Annotated in this window: 25 protein-coding genes and 1 pseudogene; 15 read left to right on the forward strand and 11 right to left on the reverse strand. The window is 73.5% G+C overall.

The features are described from left to right. Positions 1–114 precede the first annotated feature (114 nt). On the reverse strand, positions 115–1,878 hold the full coding sequence (locus ACZ462_RS00730; RefSeq protein WP_467809608.1) for an acetyl/propionyl/methylcrotonyl-CoA carboxylase subunit alpha: 1,764 nt from the start codon (positions 1,876–1,878) through the stop codon (positions 115–117). A 375-nt stretch (positions 1,879–2,253) separates the two neighbouring features. Between ACZ462_RS00730 and ACZ462_RS00735 the strand changes: the two genes are divergently transcribed. Further along, positions 2,254–2,718 (forward strand): hypothetical protein, encoded by a 465-nt coding sequence (locus ACZ462_RS00735; protein ID WP_467809607.1) that lies wholly within the window; start codon positions 2,254–2,256, stop codon positions 2,716–2,718. Here ACZ462_RS00735 and ACZ462_RS00740 read toward each other — a convergent pair. Further along, entirely contained in the window at positions 2,699–3,310 is a 612-nt protein-coding gene (locus ACZ462_RS00740; protein WP_467809606.1) for a Maf family protein, read from the reverse strand. The genes ACZ462_RS00735 and ACZ462_RS00740 overlap by 20 nt on opposite strands. A gap of 106 nt (positions 3,311–3,416) precedes the next feature. Between ACZ462_RS00740 and ACZ462_RS00745 the strand changes: the two genes are divergently transcribed. The 3 genes from ACZ462_RS00745 to ACZ462_RS00755 all read left to right on the forward strand — a co-directional run bounded on the left by ACZ462_RS00745 (position 3,417) and on the right by ACZ462_RS00755 (position 5,994). Further along, the gene (locus ACZ462_RS00745) at positions 3,417–4,145 is read left to right on the forward strand and encodes an ABC transporter ATP-binding protein (RefSeq protein WP_467809605.1); all 729 of its coding nucleotides are present in this window, start codon (positions 3,417–3,419) and stop codon (positions 4,143–4,145) included. Beyond that, complete coding sequence (locus ACZ462_RS00750; protein ID WP_467809604.1) at positions 4,142–5,095, forward strand: hypothetical protein; 954 nt, start codon at positions 4,142–4,144, stop codon at positions 5,093–5,095. The genes ACZ462_RS00745 and ACZ462_RS00750 overlap by 4 nt, the downstream gene beginning before the upstream one ends. 80 nt (positions 5,096–5,175) lie before the next feature. Next, a complete protein-coding gene (locus tag ACZ462_RS00755) occupies positions 5,176–5,994 on the forward strand; it encodes a hypothetical protein (RefSeq protein WP_467809603.1) in 819 nt (272 codons plus the stop codon). Between the two features lie 44 nt (positions 5,995–6,038). On the opposite strand, the gene mmpB is transcribed toward ACZ462_RS00755, so the two are convergent. From mmpB to ACZ462_RS00770, 3 genes are all read right to left on the reverse strand, one after another. Further along, complete coding sequence (mmpB, locus tag ACZ462_RS00760) at positions 6,039–6,170, reverse strand: morphogenic membrane protein MmpB (RefSeq protein ID WP_260615810.1); 132 nt, start codon at positions 6,168–6,170, stop codon at positions 6,039–6,041. A gap of 78 nt (positions 6,171–6,248) precedes the next feature. Then, positions 6,249–6,464 (reverse strand): acyl-CoA carboxylase epsilon subunit, encoded by a 216-nt coding sequence (locus ACZ462_RS00765; RefSeq protein WP_467809911.1) that lies wholly within the window; start codon positions 6,462–6,464, stop codon positions 6,249–6,251. Between the two features lie 28 nt (positions 6,465–6,492). Continuing rightward, positions 6,493–8,091 (reverse strand): acyl-CoA carboxylase subunit beta, encoded by a 1,599-nt coding sequence (locus tag ACZ462_RS00770; RefSeq protein ID WP_467809910.1) that lies wholly within the window; start codon positions 8,089–8,091, stop codon positions 6,493–6,495. A gap of 131 nt (positions 8,092–8,222) precedes the next feature. Here ACZ462_RS00770 and ACZ462_RS00775 point away from each other — a divergent pair, with 131 nt between their 5' ends. From ACZ462_RS00775 to hutH, 5 genes are all read left to right on the forward strand, one after another. After that, a complete protein-coding gene (locus ACZ462_RS00775; protein ID WP_467809908.1) occupies positions 8,223–9,101 on the forward strand; it encodes a biotin--[acetyl-CoA-carboxylase] ligase in 879 nt (292 codons plus the stop codon). Between the two features lie 145 nt (positions 9,102–9,246). Continuing rightward, positions 9,247–10,407, forward strand: coding sequence for an adenylate/guanylate cyclase domain-containing protein (locus tag ACZ462_RS00780; protein WP_467809907.1), 1,161 nt, complete (start codon positions 9,247–9,249; stop codon positions 10,405–10,407). A 24-nt stretch (positions 10,408–10,431) separates the two neighbouring features. Next, positions 10,432–11,226: an enoyl-CoA hydratase/isomerase family protein gene (locus ACZ462_RS00785; RefSeq protein WP_114053885.1), complete on the forward strand. Its 795-nt coding sequence runs from the start codon at positions 10,432–10,434 to the stop codon at positions 11,224–11,226. Positions 11,227–11,318: 92 nt separating this feature from the next. Then, positions 11,319–12,434, forward strand: a complete 1,116-nt coding sequence (locus ACZ462_RS00790) for a GGDEF domain-containing protein (RefSeq protein WP_467809906.1) — start codon at positions 11,319–11,321, stop codon at positions 12,432–12,434. Positions 12,435–12,537: 103 nt separating this feature from the next. Beyond that, positions 12,538–14,079: a histidine ammonia-lyase gene (gene hutH, locus ACZ462_RS00795; RefSeq protein WP_467809913.1), complete on the forward strand. Its 1,542-nt coding sequence runs from the start codon at positions 12,538–12,540 to the stop codon at positions 14,077–14,079. A gap of 80 nt (positions 14,080–14,159) precedes the next feature. Here hutH and ACZ462_RS00800 read toward each other — a convergent pair whose 3' ends face one another. Further along, positions 14,160–14,501: a hypothetical protein gene (locus tag ACZ462_RS00800; RefSeq protein WP_467809904.1), complete on the reverse strand. Its 342-nt coding sequence runs from the start codon at positions 14,499–14,501 to the stop codon at positions 14,160–14,162. Between the two features lie 107 nt (positions 14,502–14,608). Between ACZ462_RS00800 and ACZ462_RS00805 the strand changes: the two genes are divergently transcribed. The 3 genes from ACZ462_RS00805 (at position 14,609) to ACZ462_RS00815 (ending at position 17,453) form a co-directional block, all read left to right on the forward strand. Continuing rightward, positions 14,609–14,950: a hypothetical protein gene (locus ACZ462_RS00805; RefSeq protein ID WP_467809902.1), complete on the forward strand. Its 342-nt coding sequence runs from the start codon at positions 14,609–14,611 to the stop codon at positions 14,948–14,950. Positions 14,951–15,072: 122 nt separating this feature from the next. Beyond that, positions 15,073–16,335 (forward strand): L,D-transpeptidase, encoded by a 1,263-nt coding sequence (locus tag ACZ462_RS00810; protein WP_467809901.1) that lies wholly within the window; start codon positions 15,073–15,075, stop codon positions 16,333–16,335. Positions 16,336–16,487: 152 nt separating this feature from the next. Next, entirely contained in the window at positions 16,488–17,453 is a 966-nt protein-coding gene (locus ACZ462_RS00815; protein ID WP_467809934.1) for a GNAT family N-acetyltransferase, read from the forward strand. On the opposite strand, the gene ACZ462_RS00820 is transcribed toward ACZ462_RS00815, so the two are convergent. Continuing rightward, positions 17,443–18,363: a helix-turn-helix domain-containing protein gene (locus ACZ462_RS00820; RefSeq protein ID WP_467809932.1), complete on the reverse strand. Its 921-nt coding sequence runs from the start codon at positions 18,361–18,363 to the stop codon at positions 17,443–17,445. The two genes, ACZ462_RS00815 and ACZ462_RS00820, sit on opposite strands and share 11 nt — an antisense overlap. Before the next feature lie 160 nt (positions 18,364–18,523). On the opposite strand from ACZ462_RS00820, the gene ACZ462_RS00825 reads away from it, so the two are divergent. Next, the gene (locus tag ACZ462_RS00825) at positions 18,524–19,570 is read left to right on the forward strand and encodes an NAD(P)-dependent alcohol dehydrogenase (protein WP_467809931.1); all 1,047 of its coding nucleotides are present in this window, start codon (positions 18,524–18,526) and stop codon (positions 19,568–19,570) included. Between the two features lie 52 nt (positions 19,571–19,622). Here the strand turns inward: ACZ462_RS00825 and ACZ462_RS00830 are convergent. Beyond that, positions 19,623–19,721, reverse strand: a pseudogene (locus ACZ462_RS00830) (peptide-methionine (S)-S-oxide reductase MsrA); the annotation flags it as partial. 41 nt (positions 19,722–19,762) lie between these two features. Between ACZ462_RS00830 and ACZ462_RS00835 the strand changes: the two are divergent. Then, complete coding sequence (locus ACZ462_RS00835) at positions 19,763–21,247, forward strand: recombinase family protein (protein ID WP_467809930.1); 1,485 nt, start codon at positions 19,763–19,765, stop codon at positions 21,245–21,247. Between the two features lie 141 nt (positions 21,248–21,388). Here ACZ462_RS00835 and msrA read toward each other — a convergent pair whose 3' ends face one another. The 3 genes from msrA to ACZ462_RS00850 all read right to left on the reverse strand — a co-directional run bounded on the left by msrA (position 21,389) and on the right by ACZ462_RS00850 (position 24,771). Then, positions 21,389–22,060 carry a peptide-methionine (S)-S-oxide reductase MsrA gene (gene msrA / locus ACZ462_RS00840; RefSeq protein WP_467809929.1) on the reverse strand — a complete coding sequence of 224 codons (672 nt, stop codon included), beginning with the start codon at positions 22,058–22,060 and terminating at the stop codon, positions 21,389–21,391. A gap of 57 nt (positions 22,061–22,117) precedes the next feature. Next, the gene (locus ACZ462_RS00845) at positions 22,118–23,233 is read right to left on the reverse strand and encodes a hypothetical protein (protein ID WP_467809928.1); all 1,116 of its coding nucleotides are present in this window, start codon (positions 23,231–23,233) and stop codon (positions 22,118–22,120) included. Between the two features lie 434 nt (positions 23,234–23,667). Further along, positions 23,668–24,771: a hypothetical protein gene (locus ACZ462_RS00850; RefSeq protein WP_467809926.1), complete on the reverse strand. Its 1,104-nt coding sequence runs from the start codon at positions 24,769–24,771 to the stop codon at positions 23,668–23,670. A 143-nt stretch (positions 24,772–24,914) separates the two neighbouring features. Between ACZ462_RS00850 and ACZ462_RS00855 the strand changes: the two genes are divergently transcribed. After that, positions 24,915–26,072 (forward strand): cystathionine gamma-synthase, encoded by a 1,158-nt coding sequence (locus ACZ462_RS00855; RefSeq protein WP_467809925.1) that lies wholly within the window; start codon positions 24,915–24,917, stop codon positions 26,070–26,072. The last annotated feature ends 137 nt before the right edge of the window (positions 26,073–26,209 follow it).

A 26,209-nucleotide genomic window follows, 5' to 3' on the forward strand; every position in this document is an offset into this window, starting at 1 on the left:
AGCACTTCGGACTTACTCGTCTAGTCCGCCAGGGCCGGCCCTGGACAAGAAGACGGCCCGCACACCCCGGAAGGGGCGTGCGGGCCGTCTTGCGTATCGCGGCTGCCGCGGACGTCAGTCCTTGATCTCGCAGATCGTGGCGCCGGAGGTCAGCGACGCGCCGACCTCGGCCGTCAGGCCGACGATGGTGCCGGAGCGGTGCGCGTTCAGCGGCTGCTCCATCTTCATCGCCTCCAGGACGACCACGAGGTCGCCCTCGTTGACCTGCTGGCCCTCCTCGACCGCGACCTTCACGATCGTGCCCTGCATCGGGGAGGCGAGGGTGTCGCCGGAGGCGGCGGGGCCGGACTTCTTCGCCGCGCGGCGCTTCGGCTTGGCGCCGCCCGCCGCGGCCGTGCGGGCCAGGGTCATGCCCAGGGACGACGGGAGGGAGACCTCCAGCCGCTTGCCGCCGACCTCGACGACGACCGTCTCGCGGCCGGGCTCGTCCTCGGCCTCGTCGGCGGCGGGGGCCGCGAACGCGGGGATCTCGTTGACGAACTCGGTCTCGATCCAGCGGGTGTGGACCTTGAACGGGGTGCCGTCCGTCGGGGCGAACGCCGGGTCGGCGACGACCGCGCGGTGGAACGGGATGGCCGTCGCCATGCCCTCGACCTCGAACTCGGCCAGGGCGCGCGCGGCCCGCTGGAGGGCCTGCTCGCGGGTCGCGCCCGTCACGATCAGCTTGGCGAGGAGGGAGTCCCAGGCGGGGCCGATGACCGAGCCGGACTCGACGCCCGCGTCCAGGCGGACGCCGGGGCCGGTCGGCGCGTTGAACTTGGTGACGGTGCCGGGCGCGGGCAGGAAGTTGCGGCCCGGGTCCTCGCCGTTGATGCGGAACTCGAAGGAGTGGCCGCGCAGCACCGGGTCGCCGTACCCGAGCTCCTCGCCGTCGGCGATGCGGAACATCTCGCGGACGAGGTCGATGCCGGCGACCTCCTCGGTGACCGGGTGCTCCACCTGGAGGCGGGTGTTGACCTCCAGGAAGGAGATCGTCCCGTCGACGCCGACGAGGAACTCGACCGTGCCGGCGCCGACGTAGCCGGCCTCCTTCAGGATCGCCTTGGAGGCGCGGTACAGCTCGGCGTTCTGCTCCTCGGAGAGGAACGGCGCCGGGGCCTCCTCGACCAGCTTCTGGTGGCGGCGCTGGAGCGAGCAGTCGCGGGTGGAGACGACGACGACGTTGCCGTGGCTGTCGGCGAGGCACTGGGTCTCGACGTGGCGCGGCTTGTCGAGGTAGCGCTCGACGAAGCACTCGCCGCGGCCGAAGGCGGCGACGGCCTCGCGGACGGCGGAGTCGTAGAGCTCGGGGACCTCGTCGAGCGTGCGGGCGACCTTCAGGCCGCGGCCGCCGCCGCCGAAGGCGGCCTTGATCGCGATGGGCAGGCCGTGCTCCTTGGCGAAGGCGACGACCTCCTCGGCGCCCGACACCGGGTCGGGGGTGCCGGCGACCAGCGGGGCGCCGGCGCGCTGCGCGATGTGGCGGGCGGCGACCTTGTCGCCGAGGTCGCGGATGGCCTGCGGCGGCGGGCCGATCCAGGTCAGGCCCGCGTCGAGGACGGCCTGCGCGAATTCGGCGTTCTCGGAGAGGAAGCCGTATCCGGGGTGGATGGCGTCGGCGCCGGAGTCGGCGGCCGCCTGGAGGACCTTGGAGATGTCCAGGTAGCTCGCGGCCGGGGTGTCACCGCCCAACGCGAAAGCTTCGTCGGCCGCGCGGACGTGCAGGGCGTCCCGGTCCGGATCGGCGTAGACGGCTACGCTCGCGATCCCGGCATCCCGGCAGGCCCGAGCAACGCGGACAGCGATTTCGCCACGGTTGGCGATGAGCACCTTGCGCACGATGGCTCCCTCCTTGAAACAAGCTGAGTTTAGGGACTGCCCACACGGCCTTACGACCCTCTCCTAGAGGTGACCTTGCCCACACGGAGTGTGATTCGAGTCCGCCTCGATCGAGGAAAGTCCAAGTGGCGCCCCAGGTCAGGGGGATCCCCGACTGCACAGTAACCCCGCCAGGTAGCCACGGTCTCTGTCCGCCGGGTCAGTGGGGCCCGGCGATTCTTTGTGGATTCCCAACGAACGGCCCACAGATTCTTTGCGCGGCCGCCGTTCGCGGGGCATTCCGCGCGCGGGCCGTGCACACCCCTTGTCCGTACGTTTACCCGTTAGTAGCCTCCAGGCGTCGAACGGGCCCGCGGCCCGTTCTCGCAGGAAGGGGTGGAGGTCGTGGACGTGGTGCTGCGCAGACTCGCGGCGGGCTTCGGCGCCGTCGTGCTCGCGGCGGAGGCGCTGGTGCTGGCGCTCGTCCACTTCGTGCTGGGGCGGACGACGCAGAGCCAGTCGATGTCCATCGCCGGCATGGATCCGGATGTCATGGTCATGGCAACTTACGCGATGGGGGCCGGAACGGCCGCCTTTCTCCTGCTGTGCGCCGTCCTGCTCGCCGCAGCCGCCGTCCGCGACCGCGCCCCCGGGCGGTTTGCCCGCGTCGTCCTCGTCTGCGCCGCCGTCACCCACGGCGTGCTCGGCGCGCTCGCCGTCGGCCTGGTCGGCTGGGGCGCCTTCGCCGTCCTGATGCTGACCCTGTGCCTGCTCGTCCACGTCCTCACGCAGTACCCGGCCCGCGGGCGCGGTGAGGCCGACCTCCGGCCCGGCGGGGAGGTCACGCCCACAGGTCGGTGATCGACACGCCCAGTTCGCCCAGCAGGGAGCGCAGCAGCGGCATCGACAGCCCGATCACGTTCCCGTGGTCGCCGTCGATGCCCTCGATGAACGGCGCCGACAGCCCGTCCAGGGTGAAGGCCCCCGCGACGTGCAGCGGCTCCCCGCTCGCCACGTACGCGGCCACCTCGGCGTCCGTCGGCTCGCCGAAGCGGACCGTCGTCGACGCGGTGGCGGAGACCGCCCGCCCCGTCACCGTGTCGACCACGCAGTGGCCCGTGCGCAGGACGCCGGCCCGGCCGCGCATCGCCTTCCAGCGGGCGGTGGCCTCCTCGGCGTCCTCCGGCTTGCCCAGCGCCTCGCCGTCCAGCTCCAGCACCGAGTCGCAGCCGATCACCAGGGCGCCCGCGGCCTCGTCCAGGCCCGCCACGACGCCCGCCTTGGCCTCGGCCAGGGCGAGCGCCAGCTCCGCCGGGGAGTCCGCGCGCAGGCTGTCCTCGTCGAAGTTGCTGACGATGACGTGCGGGGCGAGCCCGGCCTGCCGCAGCAGGTTCAGCCGGGCGGGCGAGGCGGAGGCGAGGACGAGGGTCCGGGCAGCAGTCATGCCCGCCATCGTAGGCGCGGCCCGCCGCGCCCGAACGACACGCCCGGTGCTGCGACGGTTCGTCCGGCGTCAGGCGAGTGGCGGCTCCCTCGGTGACGGGCAGTAATCTCAGAAGATGATCATCCTTTCCTGTCACGAAGTGACCAAGAGCTTCCGGAAGCACTCCGTGCTGGAAGGGGTCCATCTCAGCCTGGAGGCCGGCGAGATCGTCGGCCTCCTCGGGCTCAACGGTGCGGGCAAGACCACCCTGATGCGGGTGATCACCGGCCTGTCCACCCCCGATTCCGGTGAGGTGCGGCTGTTCGGGGAGGCGCTGCCGATGCGGCCGCGGCAGCTCGACCGGGTCGGCGCCGCGCTCGACGCGCCCGCGTTCCACCGGTGGTCCACGGGACGCGCCATGCTGCGCACCCTTCTCGACACCGCCGGGCTGCCCGACGGCGGGCGCATTGCCCGCACGCTCGACCGCGTCGGGCTCAGCGGCGCCGCCGACCGGCGGCTCGGGACGTACTCGCAGGGCATGCGGCAGCGGCTGGCCATCGCCGCGGCGCTGCTCAAGCAGCCCGATCTGCTGATTCTCGACGAGCCCACCAACGGGCTCGACCCCGAGGGACTGCGCATGGTGCGGCGCATCGTGGCCGAGGAGGCCGCGCGCGGGGCCGCTGTCCTCGTCTCCAGCCACCAGCTCGACGAGATCCAGCGGATCTGCCATCGCGTGATCATGGTCGCGCAGGGCCGTGTCGTCGCCGCCGGCACTCTCGACGCGCTCGGCTACGACCCGGAAAGCGGTCCGGCCGCCTTCGAGGACTGGTTCTTCGGGCTCGTCGGGGAAGGCGGCCGCCGGTGAACCGCCTCGTCCGGGCGGAGACCAGGCGGCTGCTGCGGCATCCGCTCGCCCTCACCCTCGCTGCTCTGTTCGTCTTCGGCTCCCTCTACTGCGCCTGGGTAAGCCAGAACATGGCCTCGTACAACATCAGGCAGGTGCAGGCCAACCTCGACTACCTCCCCCGATCGTGTGATTCCGCGCAGAACACCGCGGAGCAGAAGGCCAAATGCCTCGCCGAAGTACCCCTGCAGGCCGTCGGGCTGGAGCGGATCCAGGACAGGTTCACCGCTGAAGGAGTCCGTGCCGCGCACGCCCAGCACCCGGTGGGCTCGCTGCTGTGGACCGTACGGCTGCTGACGTCCGTTCCCGGGCTCGCGCTCCTCGTCATGCTGGCGGCCTTCTCCGTCGCCGGTGAGTGGAGCCGGGGCAGCATCGTGCCGCTTCTCCTCTACGAGTCCCGCCTCAGCAGGCTGCTCGCCGCCAAGACCGTGGCCGTCTGGGCGTGGAGTCTCGTGCTGCTGTGCGTGTCGGCGGCCGTTACAGCCGCGTTCGGCCTGCTCTACGGCCGCAACGCCTACCCGCTGCCTTCGCCCGGCGCCCTTGGCTCCATCCTGGCCGACACCGCGCTCGGCGTACTGGCCGGGGCAGCAGTGCTGGCCGGGGCCGCAGCCGTCGCGGTGGCCCTCGGCGCACTGCTGCGGCAGCCGATGCACACCTTCCTCGCCGGGATGCTGATGCTCGTCCTGGTGGTCCGCACCTCCGCCGCCCCGGGGCTCGGCGCCTGGCTTCCCGGGGGCGTGCTGGCCGACCTCGTCGGCTTCGGTGCGGTGGACGGCGTCTGGGACCACTTCTGGATCTCCACCGCCCCTTCCACCGCCCCCGTCCTGCTCCGCGTCCTTCCGACCCTGGCCCTCATCGGTCTCCTCTGGATCGGCATGGACCGGCTCAACAGGACCCGGGACCGCGCCTGATGGCCGGCAGTCGGCGTCGGCCGACACGCCGGGAGGGCGCCGCGTGGGCCGGCGAGCTGCGAGCCCTGTGGACTGCTCCCGTGTGGGGAGCCGTCGCAGTGGCGGCGGCGGTGGTGCTGGGGCTCGTGGTCCGGCTCTGGGCGGCGGGGGCCTCGTACGGGGTACTCGACCCCTCGGTGTCGGCGCTCACCTCGCTCCCGTCCGCGCTGCGGGCGGCGGCCTGGCAGTTCGGAACCCTGCTGGGGCTCCTCCTCGCGGGAGTGGTCGTCGCGACCGGACTCGGCCAGACCCTGGAGGGCGGCACCTGGAGCGCCCTGCGCCTGTACGAGAACCGGGTCGGCGTGCTGTGGGTGCGCAAGGCCGGGGCGGCGCTCGCCCTGGCGTTCGCCGCTCAGGTCCTCACCGGCGTGGTGCTGTGGCTGGCCGCCTCCGCGCTCGCCCAGATGTGGCCGGTGCGGCCCCGCGCGGTGCCCCCGGGGTTCGGCGGCGGGGTGGCGCCCGCCGTGCCGCCCCCGCCCGCCGAGTCCGCGACGTGGGGCCAGGCTGCGGGTGCGATCGCCGGCGCCCTCCTGATCCAGTTGCTCTTCATCTGCCTGGCCGGGTGCGCGGCGGCCCTGCTGCGCAGCGTCATCGGGACCATTGCGCTCGGGATCGGCCCGCTGCTGGTGACCGCGCCGCTCGTGATGCTTCCGGCGGCGCCGTTCCTTCCGCACCGCTGGATCGCCGACCTGCTGGACCTGCCCTCCGAAGCCCAGTACCAGTTGTACTTCTGGAACCAGGCCCCGCCCGATCCGTCCCCCCTGGCCGGCGGCCTCGCCCTCGCCGGGCTGGCAGCTCTGGCCGCGGTGGCCGCCTGGGCGGCGCTGCGCTCCGAGCGCGCGCTGCGGCCCGTCGACTGACGCCGCGGCCCTGGGCGGAGCAGCTTCCCAGGCAGGCCACGGCATCAGTGGCCCACGCCCAGCACGTACACGACGACCGCCATGGCCAGGACGACCACGACGGTCATCCGGCGGACCATCGCCTGTGCGTCGCGCATGTCCTCGGGCGGCTCGTTCTCCGGGTCAGACCACAGCATGTACCGATCGTGGCCCGGCGGACCGGTGCGGCGCCTGAGTACGGGTACTCAGGCGCCGCCTCCGCTTCGCGCCGTCCCTCAGCCCCGGCCGGGCCAGTACGTGCGGGCCCAGGCGCCCGGGCCGGGGTGCGGCAGGGTGCGCCGCGCCACCCGGTCGGGCGCCGACCAGGCGTCGGATGCCCGGGGCGCGTCCGACGGCGCCGACGCCAGCGCCGCCGCGCGCGCCTGGACCACCGCCAGTGCGGCGGCCAGCTCCTCCGGCGTCGGGTTCCCCTTGACGACCTTGATCACCACAGGCTTTACCTCCTGGAGGCTCGGGGGGCTAGAGGGGGATGTTGCCGTGCTTCTTCGGCGGCAGCGACTCCCGCTTGGTGCGGAGCTGGCGCAGCCCCTTCACGATGTGCGCCCGCGTCTCCGACGGCATGGCCACCGCGTCGATGTAGCCGCGCTCGGCGGCGGTGTACGGGTTGAGGAGGGTGTCCTCGTACTCGCCGATCAGCCGGGCCCGGACCGCGTCGACGTCCTCCCCGGCGGCCTCGGCCTCGGCGAGGGTGCGGCGGTGCAGGATGTTGACGGCGCCCTGCGCGCCCATGACCGCGATCTGGGCGGTGGGCCAGGCGATGTTCAGGTCCGCGCCGAGGTGCTTGGAGCCCATGACGTCGTAGGCGCCGCCGAAGGCCTTGCGGGTGATGACCGTGATCAGGGGGACGGTGGCCTCGGCGTACGCGTAGATCAGCTTCGCGCCGCGCCGGATGATGCCGTTGTACTCCTGGTCGGTGCCCGGAAGGAAGCCCGGCACGTCGACGAAGGTCAGCACCGGGATGTTGAAGGCGTCGCAGGTCCGCACGAAGCGGGCGGCCTTCTCGGAGGCGTCGATGTCGAGGCAGCCGGCGAACTGCATCGGCTGGTTGGCGACGATGCCGACCGGGTGCCCCTCGACGCGGCCGAAGCCGGTCAGGATGTTCGGCGCGAACAGCGACTGGGTCTCCAGGAACTCGCCCTCGTCGACGACGTGCTCGATGACGGTGTGCATGTCGTACGGCTGGTTCGCGCTGTCCGGGATCAGCACGTCCAGTTCGAGGTCCGTCTCCGAGACCGCGGTGTCTGCCTCCTCCGGGAAGGCCGGCGGCTCCGAGAGGTTGTTCGACGGCAGGTAGGACAGCAGCGACTTGACGTACTCGATGGCGTCCTTCTCGTCGCCCGCCATGTGGTGGGCCACACCCGAGGTGGAGTTGTGGGTGCGGGCGCCGCCCAGCTCCTCGAAGCCGACGTCCTCGCCGGTGACCGTCTTGATGACGTCCGGGCCGGTGATGAACATGTGCGAGGTCTGGTCGACCATCACGGTGAAGTCGGTGATGGCCGGCGAGTACACGGCGCCGCCGGCGCACGGCCCGACGACCAGGCTGATCTGCGGGATGACACCGGACGCGTGCACGTTGCGGCGGAAGATCTCGCCGTACATGCCGAGCGCGCTGACGCCCTCCTGGATGCGGGCGCCGCCGGAGTCGTTGATGCCGATCACGGGGCAGCCGGTCTTCAGCGCGAAGTCCATCACCTTGATGATCTTCTGGCCGTAGACCTCGCCGAGGGCGCCGCCGAAGACCGTGAAGTCCTGCGAGAACACGGCGACGGGGCGGCCGTCGACCGTGCCGTAGCCCGTGACGACGCCGTCGCCGTACGGGCGGGTCTTCTCCAGGCCGAAGTTGGTGGACCGGTGCCGGGCGAACTCGTCCAGCTCGACGAAGGAGCCCTCGTCCAGCAGCAGGGCGATCCGCTCGCGGGCCGTCAGTTTGCCCTTGGCGTGCTGCTTCTCCACGGCCCGGGCGGAGCCGGCGTGGGTGGCCTCGTCGATACGGCGCTGCAGGTCCGCGATCTTGCCCGCGGTGGTGTGGATGTCGATCGGCTCGGACGGTTGTGACATCGGGGTCGCGGCTCCCTGTGTGGTGTCAACTGCCTGGTCAATTGAATGACTACTGCTGGCTACTGGTGCGTAGCGTATCGGCGGGCATGGCGCTCGGCAGTGCGGCGTTTGACACACCTAATCTGGGTTGCATGACGCCATCCGATGCCCCAGGCGGGGCCTCCTCCGGGGCCCCCTCGGACCGCTGGTCGAGCCTCGACCGGCCGCCGCTGAACACCGCCGCACTCCGGCGCGCCCTGACCGCCGGGGGAGGCCTGTGGACCTCCGTGGAGGTCGTCCCCAGCACCGGCTCCACCAACACCGACCTCGCGGCCCGCGCCGGCGGCCTCCCCGAGGGCGCCGTCCTCGTCGCCGAGGAGCAGACCGCCGGCCGGGGCCGCCTGGACCGCAGCTGGGTGGCGCCCGCCCGCTCCGGGCTGTTCTTCTCCGTCCTGCTCAAGCCGGGTCCGGGCGTCCCGCAGGAGCGCTGGGGCTGGCTGACGCTGCTGGCCGGCGTGGCCGCCGCGGCCGCGCTGGAGCGGACCGCCGGCGTGGACACCTCCCTCAAATGGCCCAACGACCTGCTGGTCGCCGTCGACGGCCAGGAGCGCAAGGCCGCCGGGATCCTCGCCGAGCGGACCGCCGACGGCGTCGTCGTCGGCATCGGCCTCAACGTCTCCCTGACCCGCGAGGAGCTGCCCGTACCGGAGGCCGGCTCCCTGCTGCTGGCCAAGGCGGCCGTCACCGACCGCGAACCGCTCCTGAAGGCCGTCCTGCGCTCCCTGGAGCAGTCGTACGCCGACTGGCGCGCCGCCGCCGGGGACCCGGCCGCCTCCGGCCTCCTGGAGGCGTACACCGCCCGCTGCGCCACCCTCGGCCGAGAGGTCCGGGCCGACCTGCCCGGCGGGCGCTCGCTCACCGGAACGGCCGAAGCGGTGGACGCGGAAGGACGGCTCGTCCTGCGCACCGCGGACGGCTCACGCGAGGCCGTCGGGGCCGGGGACGTCGTGCACCTGAGGCCCGCGGGGTGAGCGCGCGGCCCCGCGGCCGCCGGAGGTGACGGGACCGGGGAGTGAGCTACGGCACACCTGCCGTATGGTTTAGGCGATCGGCGGGTCTCCCGGCGATCACCGGTTCGGCAGGGCAGTGCGCACGGAAATGGACAGGAGGCGGCCCTTGACCGTCGACGACTCTTCGTCCGGCGCGTCCTCCCCGGGCCACGGCGGCCCCGGCCCGGGCACCCCGATCGGACGCGACCAGCACCCTCCCCACCACGAGGTCGACCACACCGTCCAGCCCACGGCGGACCCGCTCGCCATCCGGCTGGAGCAGCTGATCCTCGGTGCGGAGCGCCGGTACACGCCGTTCCAGGCCGCCCGCAGCGCCGGCGTCTCGATGGAGCTCGCCTCCCGCTTCTGGCGGGCCATGGGCTTCGCCGACATCGGGCAGGCCCGCGCCCTGACCGAGGCGGACGTGCTGGCGCTGCGCCGGCTCGCCGGCCTCGTCGAGGCCGGGCTGCTCAGCGAGCCGATGGCCGTCCAGGTGGCCCGCTCCACCGGGCAGACCACCGCCCGGCTGGCCGAATGGCAGATCGACTCCTTCCTGGAGGGGCTCACCGAGCCCCCCGAGCCGGGCATGACCCGGACGGAGGTCACCTACCCCCTGGTCGAGCTGCTCCTGCCCGAGCTGGAGGAGTTCCTCGTCTACGTGTGGCGGCGGCAGCTCGCGGCCGCCACCGGCCGCGTCGTGCAGGCCGCCGACGACGAGGAGATGGTCGACCGGCGCCTGGCCGTCGGCTTCGCCGACCTGGTCGGCTTCACCCGGCTCACCCGCCGCCTGGAGGAGGAGCAGCTCGGCGAGCTCGTCGAGTCCTTCGAGACGACCTCCGCGGACCTGGTCGCCGCGCACGGCGGCCGGCTCATCAAGACCCTCGGCGACGAGGTGCTCTACGTCGCCGACGACGCGGCCACGGCCGCCGAGATCGCGCTGCGGCTGATCGAGACCATGGAGGCCGACCGGCAGATGCCCGAGCTGCGCGTCGGCATCGCCTTCGGCACGGTCACCACGCGCATGGGCGACGTCTTCGGGACGACGGTGAACCTCGCCAGCCGGCTCACCTCCATAGCGCCGAAGGACGCCGTCCTGGTCGACGGCGCGATGGCCGAGGAGCTGGGCCGCACGGGCGCCGCACCCGTCTCGGAGAAGGAGGCCGAGGCCGAGCAGGGCGGCGGCTCGTACCGCTTCGCGCTCCAGCCGATGTGGCAGCGGCCGGTGCGCGGCCTGGGCGTCGTGGAGCCCTGGTCGCTGACGCGGCGGAAGCCTAAGATCCCCGGGTAACGTTCGTTAACCGGGAGGGTCCCTGTGTCGGTGGAGTCGGAGTTCGTATCGGTACGTCGGCACGGCGGCGACGGGGTCGTGGAGCTGGTCCTGGACCGCCCGAAGGCGATGAACGCGGTCTCGACCGCCATGGCGCGCGCGATCGGCGCGGCCTGCGCCGAGCTGTCGGCCGACCCCTCCGCCCGCGTCGTCGTCCTCACCTCGGCCGCCGAGCGGGCGTTCTGCGTCGGCGCCGACCTCAAGGAGCGCAACTCCCTCTCCGACGCCGAACTGGTGCGGCAGCGGCCGACCACCCGCGGCGCGTACGGGGGCGTCCTGGAACTGCCGATGCCGACGATCGCGGCGGTGCACGGCTTCGCGCTCGGCGGCGGCTTCGAGCTGGCCCTGGCCTGCGACGTGATCGTGGCGGACGAGACCGCCGTGGTCGGCCTGCCCGAGGTGTCCGTCGGCGTGATCCCGGGCGGCGGCGGCACGCAGCTGCTGCCCCGGCGCGTCGGCGCGGCCCGCGCCGCGGAGCTGATCTTCACGGCGCGGCGCGTGGAGGCCGCCGAGGCGCTGTCGCTGGGCCTGGTGGACTCGCTCGTCCCGGCGGGCCGGGCGCGGGAGGAGGCCCTGGAGCTGGCGGGCCGGATGGCGGCGAACTCCCCGGTGGGGCTGCGGGCGGCGAAGCGGGCGCTGCGGCTGGGCCACGGGATGGACCTGGCGGCCGGCCTGGAGATCGAGGACGCGGCCTGGCGGACGGTGGCCTTCTCCGGCGACCGGGCCGAGGGCGTGGCGGCGTTCAACGAGAAGCGCCGCCCGAACTGGCCCGGCGTCTGACGCAGGCCCCTGCGCGGGGCGGGTCGCACGGCGCGGGCGGGGTTCCCGGCCCCGCCGTCACGAATGCGGACAAAAATCCCTAACCTGGGGTGATGGGACTCGACGGGCGGCTGCGAGCCGTCGTGGGCCTGGCACAGGCCATGGCCGCCGCGGCCGCGCCGCGGGACAGCGTCCGCGCCGCCGCGCGCGCGGCGCGCCTCGCGCTGGACGGCTCGTTCGCCGCGATCTGCGCCTGGGAGCGGGAGCGCGGGCGGCTGCGGGTGCTCGTCAACGAGGGGGAGCGCCGGCCCGGCGAGGCCGAGTTCCCCGAGGACGAGTCGTACCCGGTGCACGACTTCCCCGAGATCGCCGAGTTCCTGCACGAACTGTGGGCCGGCGGCGGGGGCCCGCACGCCTGGGTCGAGAACGCCGCCGGCGGCCGCCCCGGGCGCCGCGGCGAGGCCCTGCGCCGGCGCGGGCGCGGCACCTGCGTGGTCGCGCCGATCGTGCTCAGCGGGCGGGCCTGGGGCGAGCTGTACGTGGCCCGGGACGCCGGGCTGCCGGACTTCGACGGGGACGACGCCGAGTTCGCGGGCGTCCTCGCCGCCGTCATCGCCGCCGGGCTCGCGCAGAACGACCGGCTGGAAGAGGCCCGGCGGCTCGCCTTCACCGACCCGCTCACCGGGCTCGCCAACCGGCGGGCCGTCGACATGCGGCTCGATACGGCCCTGGAGGAGCACCGGCGCGACGGGGCCGTCGTCAGCCTCGTCGTCTGCGACCTCAACGGGCTCAAACGGGTCAACGACACCCTCGGGCACGCCACCGGCGACCGCCTGCTGGAACGGTTCGGCTCCGTGCTCAGCCTGTGCGGGGCCATGCTGCCCGGCGCGCTGGCCGCCCGGCTCGGCGGCGACGAGTTCTGCCTGGTCAGCGTGGGCCCGCCGGCCGACGACGTGGTGCGCGTCAGCGAGGAGCTGTGCCGGCGCGCCGGCACGCTGGAGCTGGGCGAGGGCGTCGCCTGCGGGGTCGCCTCCACCGGCGACCCGATCGGGCCGGTGCAGTCCTCCCGCCGCCTCTTCCGGCTCGCCGACGCCGCCCAGTACAAGGCCAAGGCCGCCCGCTCCGGCGGCCCCGTCGTCGCCGGCCGCGACAGCGCCGTGGTGCGTCTCGCCGACGCCGCGGCCCGGGAGGAGCCGGGCGAGCGGCGGCGGTTCCGGGGGCGGGCCTGATGCCGGGGCGGGCCGCGCCGCGCGGCCGGGGCGGCGTAAGAGGCCCTCGTGAAAGTGGCTAGTGACATGAAGCGATTCAATCCGTAGGGTGCTGAATATGGATATGCACACTGTCGTGGTGGGGACGTCCGGGACCACCCCCGAGGACGTCATCGCCGTCGCCCGCGGCAACGCGCGGGTCCAGCTCTCCGAAGAGGCCCTCGACGCGCTCGCCCGCGCCCGCGGGATCGTCGACGCCCTCGCCGCCAAGCCCGAGCCCGTCTACGGCGTCTCCACCGGCTTCGGCGCCCTGGCCTCCCGGCACATCAGCCCCGAGCTGCGCGCCCAGCTCCAGCGCAACATCGTCCGCTCGCACGCCGCCGGCCTCGGCCCGCGCGTCGAGCGCGAGGTCGTCCGCGCCCTGATGTTCCTGCGGCTGAAGACCGTCGCCTCGGGCCACACCGGCGTCCGCCCGTCCGTCGCGCAGACCATGGCCGACGTGCTCAACGCCGGCATCACACCCGTCGTCCACGAGTACGGCTCCCTGGGCTGCTCCGGCGACCTCGCCCCGCTCTCGCACTGCGCGCTCACCCTGATGGGCGAGGGAGACGCCGAGGGCCTCGACGGCACCGTCCGCCCCGCCGGCGAACTCCTCGCCGAGGCCGGCATCGAGCCGGTCGTGCTCCGCGAGAAGGAGGGCCTCGCCCTCCTCAACGGCACCGACGGCATGCTGGGCATGCTCCTGATGGCCCTCGCCGACCTGCGCCGGCTGTACACCTCCGCCGACATCACCGCCGCCCTGACGCTGGAGGCCCTCCTCGGCACCGAGAAGGTCCTCGCGCCCGAGCTGCACGCCATCCGCCCCCACCCCGGCCAGGGCGCCTCCGCCGCCAACATGGCCGCCGTCCTCAAGGGCTCCGGGCTCACCGGCCACTACCAGGAGGAGTCCGCCCCCCGCGTCCAGGACGCCTACTCGGTGCGCTGCGCCCCGCAGGTCGCCGGCGCCGGCCGCGACACCCTCGCACACGCCGCGCTGGTCGCCTCCCGCGAGCTGGCCTCCGCCGTCGACAACCCGGTCGTCCTGCCCGACGGCCGCGTCGAGTCCAACGGCAACTTCCACGGCGCGCCCGTCGCCTACGTCCTGGACTTCCTCGCCATCGCCGCCGCCGACCTCGGCTCCATCGCCGAGCGCCGCACCGACCGGCTCCTCGACAAGAACCGCTCCCACGGCCTGCCGCCCTTCCTCGCGGAGGACGCCGGCGTCGACTCCGGCCTGATGATCGCCCAGTACACGCAGGCCGCCCTGGTCAGCGAGATGAAGCGGCTCGCCGTCCCCGCCTCCGCCGACTCCATCCCGTCCTCCGCCATGCAGGAGGACCACGTCTCCATGGGCTGGTCGGCCGCGCGCAAGCTGCGCACCGCCGTCGACAACCTGTCCCGCATCATCGCCATCGAGCTGTATGCGGCCGCCCGCGCCATCGAGCTGCGCCACGGGCTCACCGCGGCCCCCGCCAGCCTCGCCGCCATCGAGGCCGCCCGCGCGGCCGGCGTCGGCGGGCCGGGCCCGGACCGCTTCCTCGCGCCCGACCTGGCCGCCGCCGACGCGTTCGTCCGCTCCGGCGCCCTGGTCGCCGCGGTGGAGACCGTGACCGGCCCGCTCGCCTGACGGCACGCGCGCACCGCGCACACGACGGGGGCCGAGCCCCGGGATGTCCTCCCGGGGCTCGGCCCCCGCCGTGCGTGCGGCTACGCGCCGCGCGAGCGGCGCACCGAGAAGGTGACCGACCCCGCGCCCACGATCAGGCAGGCCGTGCCCGCCAGCAGGTAGGGGGTGGTGTCGACGCCGCCGGTGTCAGCGAGCGTCAGCCCGGCCTGCGCGGCCGGGCGGCCCGCGGCCGTACCGGAGGCCGCGGAGGCCGTCGTCACGGTGCCCGGACCGCCCGCGTCCGCCGCCGGGGGCGCCGTGGGCGGTGCGGGGGCCGGCGCGGACCCGCCGGGCGCGACGGCGCCCGCGGAGGGCACGAAGCACAGGGCGGCGAGCAGGGTGGTCGCCCCGAGGGCGGTGAGCAGCGGACGGCGTGCGGACACGGGGCGATCCCCCTTGCGGAAGCAGCGAATTGGCCGTGTGCGGTGATGCTACGGAAAGGGGCGGGTCGCGGGAAAGCCGGGGCTTCCCCGGGCTTACGCTCCGTCGTATGAACCCTTCTGACACATCACGATACGTACGGCTTCGGGTCGATTTGGTGCTGGAGGTGCCGGACGCCGGCGCCCTCACCGGGGCCGCACTCGACCACATCGAGGCCGACGAGTTCATGCCGGACGAGGAGCGCGGCCACGCCGAGTCGGCGGTACGGGAGGACGAGTCCGAGGCCCTGGCCTACCTCGTCGACCCCACGGACCTCGTCGCGGAGATCCCCGGCGTGGAGCTCGTACAGGCCTCCTGGAGCAGCGAGCCCGTCGAATACGACCCCGAGTCCCTGGAGTGGGACCTGGGCGAGGAAGATGGGGACTTCGACAGAGAGCCCGGCAGCGCCTGACCGTGGGGTTGCCCACATTCAAACGGAATGTGGAACCGATCCCGGCCGTCAACGCGTTGACTGGTTCGTGGCAGGGGGCGTGTCCCCCTGCCCGGGGACGGCCCCGGGGGGTCCAGGCAACGATGGAGTGGCGTGTGAGGACGGACAGCAAGCTGCGGAGAAGGTCGATGGGGGCCATATCCGCCCTGCTCGGCGGCGTACTGATGCTCACGGCGTGCACCGGCGGCGACGAGAAGGCGGGCGGCGGGGACACCGGCAAGTCCCAGTCCGACGTCGATGCGGCGGCGGCCAAGGACGCGTCGAAGGCGAAGATCACGATCACGCCGAAGGACGGAACGGACAACGCGGGCCTGGACTCGACCGCGGTCTCCGTCGCCGACGGCACGCTGACGGCGGTCGAGCTGAAGACCTCCGAGGGCGCCGCCGTCGCCGGCAAGATCGCCGCCGACGGCAAGAGCTGGAAGCCGGAGGCGCCGCTGAAGCGCTCCACCAAGTACGCCCTCTCGGCGACCGCCAAGGACGAGAGCGGCAAGGAGGCGCACGAGAACGCCACCTTCAGCACCGTCTCGCCGGAGAACAGCTTCATCGGCAGCTTCGTGCCGGAGGACGGCCAGACCGTCGGCGTCGGCATGCCGGTCTCGATCACCTTCAACAAGCCGATCAAGGACAAGAAGGCGGTCCAGTCCGCGATCAACGTCACCTCCAGCTCGGGCCAGGAGGTCGTCGGCCACTGGTTCAGCGCCCAGCGCCTGGACTTCCGCCCGGAGAAGTACTGGCAGGCGAACTCCACCGTCACCATGAAGATGGCGCTGGACGGCGTGCAGGGCGCCCCCGGCATCCAGGGCGTGCAGAACCGCACGGTCACCTTCAAGGTCGGCCGGAGCCAGGTCTCCACCGTCGACGCGAAGACGAAGAAGATGACGGTGACCCGGGACGGCGCGGTCATCAAGACCATCCCGATCTCCGCGGGATCCCCGGAGACGCCGACGTACAACGGCCAGATGGTGATCTCCGAGAAGTTCAAGGAGACCCGGATGAACGGCGCCACCGTCGGCTTCACCGACTCCGACGGCAAGGGCGAGTACGACATCAAGGACGTCCCGCACGCCATGCGGCTGTCCACCTCCGGCACGTTCCTCCACGGGAACTACTGGGGCGCCGACTCGATCTTCGGCAGCGTCAACACCAGCCACGGCTGCGTCGGCCTGAACGACGTCAAGGGCGCGGGCGACCCGAACCAGCCGGCCGCCTGGTTCTACGACAACTCGCTCATCGGCGACGTCGTCACGGTGGTCAACTCCCCGGACAAGACCATCAAGCCCGACAACGGCCTCAACGGCTGGAACCTCAGCTGGGCCGACTGGAAGGCCGGCTCGGCCGTCTGACGGCCCGTGCGGTGCGGCCCCGGCACCGGGCCGCACCGCCCCGCAGCACCCGCCGACGGCGGGGAGCCCCGACGGCTCCCCGCCGTCCGGCGTTCCCGGGCCCCGCGCAATCCGCGCGCGCCCGCCGATCCGGCCCGGCTAAGGTCCCGCACATGACGACCCCTCATGCCATACGCGTCCTCGACCCGCCCGTTTCCGGCACCGACACCGACGCGTGGCTGGAGGTCCTGGCCGCCGCCCGGGCCGCCGACCTGCCGGAGCTGCCGCCGCCGTCCCGGACGGAGGTCGCCGGCCGGCTGCGGGTGCCGCCGGCGCGCGGCCGGACCGCCCTGTGGGCCGCCGAGGACGGCGTCGCCCAGCTCCTGCTGTTCACCGGCGAGGAGAACCGCCACACCGCGTTCCTCGGGACACTCGCCGTCCACCCGCGCTCCCGGCGCCGCGGCCTCGGCACGGCCCTGTGGCAGCACGTCCGCGCCGAACTCCTCGCGGACGGCCGCACCTCCGTCTCCGTCCAGATCGAGGACGGCGGCCCCGGCCGCGCCTTCGCCGAGTCGCTCGGCTTCGAGAACGTCCTGCCGCTGGCCTGGTACGTCCAGGAGGTGCCCGCCGCCCCGGCCGCCCGCGGCGCGGACCCGGCCGGCTACACCCTCCTGCACTGGCCCGGGCTCGTCCCCGACGCCTGGGCCGAGGCCGCCGCGGCCGCGCACGGCGCGATGGAGGACGCCCCGACCGGGGACCTGGACGAGCAGACCGCCTCCTGGACCCCGCAGCGCCTGCACGCCGCCCAGCAGCTCATCCTGGACCGCGGGGGCGCCCTGGGCACGGTCGCCGCCGTCACCCCGGAGGGCGACGTGGCCGCGTACACCGAACTCGTCCTGCCCGACCCCGACGGGCCGCGCGCCCTCCAGTACGACACGGTCGTCGTCCCCCGCCACCGCGGGAAGGGCCTCGGCCGGGCCGTGAAGCTCCGCATGCTCGCCGAGGCGGCGGCCCGCCACCCGAACCTGCGGACCATCGCCACGACCGTCGCCGACGACAACGCGCCCATGCGCGCCGTCAACGCCTCCCTGGGCTACCGGCGCGAACGCGGCGCGGCGGTCTGGCAGCTCAAGCTGTAGCGGCCGGCCCCGCCTGCGAGGCGGACTCCGCGGCCCCGGCCGGACCCGCAAGGCCGCCGGCGGCCGACGGGGCGGACCAGGACGCCAGCAGCCGCAGCGCGTCCTGCGACGGCGACCCGGGCGCCGCGTGGAAGACGACCAGCCGCTGGTCGCAGTCGTCGGGCAGGGCCAGCGTCTCGAACGACAGCTCCATCGCCCCGACCAGCGGATGCCGCAGCCGCTTCACGCCGTGCGTCTTGTCCGCCACGGTGTGCGCCGCCCACAGCCGGCGGAACTCCTCGTTCTTCACCGACAGCTCGCCGACCAGCGCGGTCAGCTGCTCGTCGTCGGGGTTCCGGCCCGCGTACATGCGCAGGTTGCTGACGACCTCGCAGGCCCGGCACTCCCAGTCGGCGTACAGCTCGGCCGTGGCGGAGTCCAGGAACACGAGCCGCACGAGGTTCCGCTCCTGCGGCGGCAGCGCCCCGAAGTCCCCGAACACGGCCGCCGCGAGCGGGTTCCAGCCGATGACGTCCTGCCGGTGCCCGACCAGGTACGCCGGGACGCCGTCCATGGCGTCCAGCAGCGTCCGCAGCTCCGGGCGGACCCGCTGCGGCCGGTGCGCCTGCCGGCGGCGGCGGGGCCGCGGCCGGGCGAGCTGGCGCAGGTGGGCGGTCTCCGTGCCGTCCAGGCGCAGTGCCCGCGCGATCGCGTCGAGCACCTCGGCGGACACGTTCTGCCCGTGGCCCTGCTCCAGGCGCGTGTAGTACGCGACCGACACCCCGGCGAGGTGGGCCAGTTCCTCGCGGCGCAGGCCGGGCACCCGGCGGTAGCGGGTGTGGTCCGGCAGGCCGACGTCCGCCGGGCGCAGCCGGGCGCGCCGGCTCCGGAGGAACTCGCCGAGTTCGGAACGCGGGTCAAGCTGGTCCATCGGCCCAGTATCGCCGGACGGCCGCCCCCGGAGGGGGCGCGTCCCTGACCCCGCCAGGGATAGGAACAGCAGACGTAGGAACGGCAGGGGTCTGGGTCGCGGGCCGCGGATCGGGCACGGTGTGATCACCGCATGATCTGCCTGTCCGAGGAGCACACCCATGTCCGTCACCCAGGTCGCCGCCTACGCCGCCCCCTCCGCGAAGGCGCCGCTGGAGCGCACCACCGTCCCGCGCCGCCCCGTCGGCGAGCAGGACGTCCTCATCGAGATCAAGTACGCGGGCATCTGCCACTCCGACATCCACCAGGCCCGCGACGGCTGGGGCGAGGGGATCTTCCCGATGGTCCCCGGCCACGAGATCGCCGGCGTCGTCGCCGAGGTCGGGCCGGGCGTCACCCGGTACGCGGTCGGCGACCGGGTCGGCGTCGGCTGCTTCGTCGACTCCTGCCGGACCTGCGAGTACTGCCTGCGTGGGCAGGAGCAGTACTGCGTCGAGGGCATGACCGGCACCTACAACGCCCTCGACCGCAGCGGGGAGCCCACGTACGGCGGCTACTCCACCCACCTCGTCGTGGACGAGAACTACGCGGTCCGCATCCCCGACGCCCTGCCCCTGGACCAGGCGGCGCCGCTGCTGTGCGCGGGCATCACCCTGTACTCGCCGCTGCGGCACTGGGGCGCCGGCCCGGGCAAGAAGGTCGCCGTCGTCGGCCTCGGCGGCCTCGGCCACATGGGCGTGAAGATCGCGAACGCGCTCGGCGCGGAGGTCACCGTCCTGTCGCAGAGCCTGCGCAAGCAGGAGGACGGCCTGCGCCTCGGCGCCTCCCACTACCGCGCGACGAGCGACCCCGCGACCTTCACGGACCTCGCGGGCACCTTCGACCTCATCGTGTCGACGCTGGCCGTCCCGATGGACCTCGACCGCTACCTGGGGCTGTTGAAGGTCGACGGCGCCCTCGTCAACGTAGGCGCCCCGGAGGAGCCGGTCAGCCTGAACCTCTTCTCGGTGATCACGGGCCGCCGCACCCTCGCCGGGTCGATGATCGGCGGCATAGCCGAGACGCAGGAGATGCTGGACTTCTGCGCCGAGCACGGCCTGGGCGCGGAGATCGAGGTGATCGCCGCGGACCGCGTCAACGAGGCCTTCGAACGCGTCCTCGCGAGCGACGTCCGCTACCGCTTCGTCATCGACACGTCCACGATCTGACCGGCGGGGCTCCCGCCCGGCCCACCGGACCGGGCGGGAGCCCGCGGGTGCCTCACCCGCCGGCGGCCGGCGCCACCCCGACCGGGCAGGACACCCCGGTCCCGCAGTATCCGGCTGGATACTTGTCCAAATACTGCTCGGTTAACACTTCCCTTTGCGTAGGCTTGATGACTCTTCGTAAAGGGGTGGGAAGTGAGCGAAGCGACACGAGTGATTCCGGTTGTCTCGTACGCGCGTATCTCCGCCGATACGGCCAGGGACGGCCATGGCGTCGAGGACCAGCACAAGATCAACGGGGAGACGGCGGCCCGTCTCGGCTGGACGATCGTGCACCGCTACACCGACAACGATCTGTCGGCGGCGAAGGCGGGCGTGGTGCGGCCGGACTTCGAGGCCATGGTGAAGGCGCTCAAGGCGGGTCACCTGCCGGACGGGCAGGCCGTACGCGGCGTCATCGTCGTCGCGGATGACCGGCTCACGCGCAGGGCCGGAGACTACGAGCGGTTCGTGGACGCGCTCACGTACGAGGAAGGACGGCTGTACGCCGACGCCAGCGGGTCGAAGAACCTCTACAGCGAGGACGTGGAGTCCATGGGCCTCTTCGGCGTCGTCATCTCCAAGATGGAGGTGCGCAAGATGCAGCGGCGTGCGCGCCGCTCGCATCGTGCCCGTGCCGAGCTGGGCATCCCGGTGGGCGGCAAGCGTCCGTTCGGCTGGAAGGACGACAAGCTCACGCTGGAGCCTGAGGAAGCGGCGTGGCTGGCGAAGGGCGCCCGTGAGGTGATCGCGGGCAGGTCCATGCACTCGATCCTCCGAGAGTGGCGGGAGGCCGGCGTCCGCACGATCAACGACAAGGAGTGGGCGAGCCGCTCCCTCAAGCTCGCGCTGTGGAACCCGCGGCTGTGCGGGTGGCGGAAGCACAACGGCGAACTGGTCCGTGATGCCAACGGTGTGCCGGTCGTGGGCCGCTGGGAGCCGATCATCACCCCGAAGGAGTGGATGGCCGTCGACGCCGTCTTCTCGGCCCGCGTCGGTCCGAACGTCAAGTCTGACGGAACGGTCACGGACTACCGAACCCCCTCGTACCTGCTGACCGGCATCCTCCGATGCGGAAAGCCGGGTGCGGACGGCCAGATCTGCAACTCGCCCCTCCGCGCGGCCATGCGACCGGATCTCTCCGGCGGCTACTTGTACCAGTGTCCCAGCAAGGAAATGGGGGGTTGCGGTGGCACGGGCCGCAATGGCGCCAAGACTGACGACTTCATCACGGAAGCAGTGCTGGCGAAGCTGGAGGAACGGGCAGCCAGGACGGCGCATGTGGACGGGGGGTGGGCAGGGGAAGAGGAGCTGGAGCGCTTGACGCGGAAGCAGCGCAAGCTGCTCCAGGCCTGGCAGGGGGACCAGATCTCGGATGAGCTGTTCTTTCCTGAGAATCAGAGGATGGAATCCCGGGTCAAGGAACTACGTGCGGACCGGACACGCCATCTCCTCAACCAGCAGCGTGCAGCCGAGGTCACCGGCGACGTACGCGAGCGCTGGAACTCCGGCAGGCTGGACCTGGCGCAGAAGCGCGCCCTGATCAGGGAGGTACTGCATTCGGTGATCGTCCTGCCGGTAGGCGGCGGAGGCCGACGTCCCTTCAACCCTGACCTTCTGGTGCCGAAGTGGCGCGACTGACAGCGAGCTGAAACGGAAAGGGGCACAGCCATCCGGCTGGTGCCCCTTCGTTCGTCTTGCGGGAACATCCCCCGGTCGCTTCTGTAGGTGCGGAAGGAGATCGGGGAACTCCCACTGGACGGCACGGTCGCTGGCCGGGGTTCACTCATTCCCCGGCGCCTCGGCGACGCCGATCGGGCAGGCCACGCCCGTCCCGCCGATGCCGCAGTAGCCGTTGGTGTTGCGGTCCAAATACTGCTGGTGATATGCCTCTGCAGGCCAGAAGGGACGCTCGTCCGCCGGGAGGACCGCCGTCGTGATCGGGCCGTACCCGGAGGAGGCCAGCACCTGCTGGTAGGCGTCCCGCGAGGCCTCGGCCGCGGCCTGCTGGGCGGGGGAGTGCGTGTAGACCGCCGAGCGGTACTGGGTGCCCACGTCGTTGCCCTGGCGGAAGCCCTGCGTGGGGTCGTGGGCCTCCCAGAACACCTTCAGCAGCGTCCCGTACGAGACGGCCGACGGGTCGAACACCACCCGCACGACCTCCGCGTGGCCGGTCAGGCCCGAGCACACCTCCTCGTACGTCGGGTTCTGCGTGTGGCCGCCCTGGTAGCCGACGAGGGTGGTCCACACGCCGGGGACCTGCCAGAACTTCCGCTCCGCGCCCCAGAAGCAGCCCAGCCCGAAGTCCGCCGTCTCCAGGTGGGCGGGGTAGGGGCCCGCGAGGGGGTTGCCGAGGACCGTGTGCACGGGCGGCAGGGCGAAGAGGGGCTCGGGGCGGCCGGCGAGGGCCTCCTCGGCGGTGGGCAGCTCGGGGGTGCGCCGGTACGAGAACATGGATCGCCTCCTTGGATGCCTGTTCAACGGGCGGGGGCGGCCCAGGATTCCCGCCCGCTACCCGCGCGGGGCGGCGACGCGGACCGCCCAGTCGCGGGCGTACGCGTACCGCCGCTCGGGCCGGGCGTGGCGCGTCCACGGCAGCGCCCCGACGTACCCGTCGACGGCGCGGAACTGCTCGACCGCCTCCGCGTCCCGGTCCTGCCAGAACAGCGTCCACGCGAGCATGTGCCGCAGGGCCGCCGTACGCCGGTCGCCGGGCGCGGCCGCGGCCAGGTCCGTGAGGGCGGCGTCGGCGGCCGCGACGACTTCGGGCCGCTTGTAGTAGTCCTCCGCCTGGAGGCCCTGCTCCCGGGACTCGTTCTCGAAGTGCGCGATCAGCGGCAGCAGGGCGAACAGCTCCCCGGGCCGCCCGCCGTCGGCCGCGCGGCGGGCGAACCCGAGCGCCAGCTCGTGCGAGCCGCGCCAACGGGCCGTCCAGTACTCGACGGCGGCGGTGTGCGCGCACAGCAGCCGGGGCGCCCGCGCGGTGATCCGCCCCCACAGCTCCTCGTACCGCTCGTGCGGATATCCCAGACCGGTACCGACGCCCTGTTCGACGACGTACGGGACGGGGTCGGCGGGGTCGGCGGCCTCCTGCGCGGCGTGCGCGGCGCGCTGCGCCGCCAGCAGCAGCTCCCGGAACAGCCGGAACTGCTCCTGCGCGGTCCGGGGCCCGCTGCTGCGGGCGCCGCGCACGTTCCACGCGGCCCGCACGGCGGCGTCCGCGGCGACGAGGGCCGCCGTGGCGTCGCCGGGACGGTCCGCCTGCCACGCGGCGAGCCACATGCCGCCGTCCGCGGCCGGCCCGGCGAGGACGCCGACGCGCCGCCGCCGCTCCTCCCAGTCCCGCCCGGCGGCCGCGACCCAGTCGGCGGCCGCCTCCCACTCCCCGGAGCCGACGGCGTCCAGGCACGCGGCCTCGTCGGCGGTGACGGGCTGGTCGTGCAGGGTGTCGAGGTCCCCCTCGGGGACGAATCCGAGCCCGGTGACCGCGGCCGCCCGCGCGGCACGAGCCTGCTCCTCCGCATCGGCGGCCCCGGCCCCGGAGAGCACGGCCGGCTTCCGGGCCGAGCGCACACGGAGCACGCCGAGCACGACCGGCAGCAGCCCCCGGGCGGTACGCCCGCTCACGGCCGCACCCCCGGCCCCCGCCGCCGTACGCCCCGGGCGCTGCGGCCCGACACCCCGGACGGCCCGCCGGGGCCGGTGCGCAGCAGGCGGAGGCCTGCGCCCGAAAGGAAGGCGCGCGGAGCACGCGGCGACACAGGCATGGAGAACAGATCCCCCCGGGGACGTGCGGTACAGACGCCCCGCCGGCCGCGCACGGTGGTCGGCCGCGCGGTCTGCCGGTGGGGGACGTGGTGGTCGGACTCAGGCCGCGCCCTGGTCGGTGGCGGGCCGGCCGCAAGCCGGCCGGTCGGCCTTGCAGGGGATCATGCGGCCTGCCCCGCGCCCACGGCAACCTCCCGCCCCCGCCCCGCACGCTTTCACCCGGAACGTCCCCTCACACGACGCGCCCCGTACAGCCGCCGAACCGCCCCCGCCCCGCCCTCACCGCGCCGACCTCAGTGCGGCAGAGTCGCCGGCGACCCCCCGTTGGCCTCGTACCCGGCGACCGCCAGCGCGCGGTAGACCGCGTACTGCGCGGCCGGGTCCTGCGAGGCCGACCAGGGGAGGGCGCCGACGCAGCCGTCGATGTGCCGCACCTGCTCCATGGCTTCGGCCCACCGCTCCATCGGGACGAGGAAGGACAGCAGCATGTGCCGGACGAGCGGCAGCACCGGGTCGTCCGGGCGGGCGTGGTGGACGGCGTACAGGGCGCCCTCCACCGCCCGCGTGACGACGGCGCTCTCCCAGTAGTTGGTCAGGACCACCTCGGGCGTGTGCTCGTACACGGCGAACAGCGGCAGTGCGGCGAGCAGGGAGCCCTTGGGGGCGCGGGCGGCCGCCGCGTGGGCGAAGGCGTCGGCCTTCTCGCGCGAGCCGTGCCACTTCTCGCACCAGTACTGCAGGGCTGCCAGGTGCGCGCCCATGTGGTGCGGGGCGCGGTCGATGACCTGCGCCCACAGCCGGTCGAACTCGCTCTCCGGGTAGCCCAGCCCCCGGGCGACCGCCAGCTCGGTCAGGTACGGCACGGGGTCGCCGGGGGAGAGCAGGGCGGCCTTGCGGCAGGCCTCGCGGGCCTCTTCCAGGATGATCCGGTGGTCCTCCGAGCCGACGCCGCCGGAGTGCCGCCAGGCCTGCTGCACGAGCAGCTCGGCGTGGACCTGGGCGCCGCCCGCGTCCTTCTCGGCCTGGAGCCGCCACGACTTGAGCCACTGGGCGCCCGTGCCGGGCTGTGCGGCCAGCTCCAGGGCGGCGGCCCCGCCGAAGGCCTGGACGCGCTGCCAGCGCAGCTCGCCCTCCTTGGGGGTGCCGGCCAGCAGCTGCGAGGCGGCCTGCCACTGCCCGGTGCCCTGCACCGCGGTGAGGGCGTCCATCAGGTCCTCGTCCGGGCCGGGGACCCGCACGTCGAGGTCTTCCTGCCGGGCGAAGCCGTAGGCGGCCGGGTCCGCCGCGTCGGGGCTGCCGGGTTCGACGAGGCGCAGCCCGGCCCTCCTGCGCCGTATGTACGGGCTGAGGACGGCCACGAGCAGGCCCATCGCGATCAGGAACCACAGAATCTCCATGTCCTCAAGCGAACCAGACCCACCCGTGCCGAGGCCAATGCGCGACTCACACGGTGCGACCCGCGCCGACGGCGCGTTGCGGATTCGACGGCGGGCACCGCACACGCAGTGGCGTACCGCCGCAGGGGCCTTAGGCTCTGCCCATGAGCCACGACAGCCACGAGCACCAGAGCTTCGAGACCCGCGCCATCCACGCGGGGAACACCGCCGACCCGCTGACCGGCGCGGTCGTGCCCCCGATCTACCAGGTCTCCACGTACAAGCAGGACGGCGTGGGCGGCCTGCGCGGCGGCTACGAGTACAGCCGCAGCGCGAACCCGACCCGTACCGCGCTGGAGGAGAACCTCGCGGCGCTGGAGGGCGGCGTGCGCGGCCTGGCCTTCGCGTCCGGGCTCGCGGCGGAGGACTGCCTGCTGCGCGCGCTGCTCGCGCCGGGCGACCACGTGGTCATCCCGAACGACGCCTACGGCGGTACGTTCCGCCTGTTCGCGAAGGTCGTCTCCCGCTGGGGCGTCGAGTGGTCGGTGGCGGACACCTCGGACCCGGAGTCGGTGCGGGCCGCGATCACCCCGAAGACGAAGGCGGTCTGGGTGGAGACGCCCTCCAACCCGCTGCTCGGCATCACCGACATCGCCGTCGTCGCGGACATCGCGCGGACGGCCGGCGCGAAGCTCGTCGTCGACAACACCTTCGCCTCTCCGTACCTCCAGCAGCCGCTGGCGCTGGGCGCGGACGTCGTCGTGCACTCGCTGACGAAGTACATGGGCGGCCACTCCGACGTGGTCGGCGGCGCGCTGGTCACGGCGGACGCGGCCCTCGGCGAGGAACTCGCCTACCACCAGAACGCGATGGGCGCGGTGGCCGGACCGTTCGACTCGTGGATCGTGCTGCGCGGCATCAAGACGCTGGCCGTGCGCATGGACCGGCACGCCGAGAACGCCGCGAAGGTCGCCGAACTGCTCACCCGCCACCCGAAGGTGCACCGGGTCCTCTACCCGGGTCTGGCGGACCACCCGGGCCACGAGGTCGCGGCCAAGCAGATGCGCAACTTCGGCGGCATGGTCTCCTTCCGGGTGACCGGCGGCGAGGAGGCGGCGGTCGAGGTCTGCAACCGGGCGAAGCTGTTCACGCTCGGCGAGTCCCTCGGCGGCGTCGAGTCCCTGATCGAGCACCCGGGCCGCATGACGCACGCCTCGGTGGCCGGCTCGCTGCTGGAGGTGCCCGGCGACCTGGTGCGCCTGTCCGTCGGCATCGAGAACGCCGACGACCTGCTCGCGGACCTGACGCAGGCCCTGGGCTGACACCGGGCCCGGAGCGTACGGGCCCCCGCCTGGCCCCGGTCCGTACGAACCCCCGCGCCCGGCCCCGGGGCGGGGGGGGGGGACCCACCCCCTGGGGTTTCCGGGCGGGGGAGCCGGTGCCTCCCAGCCCCTGGGTG

This window comes from Streptomyces sp. NPDC031121, from assembly GCF_055570615.1.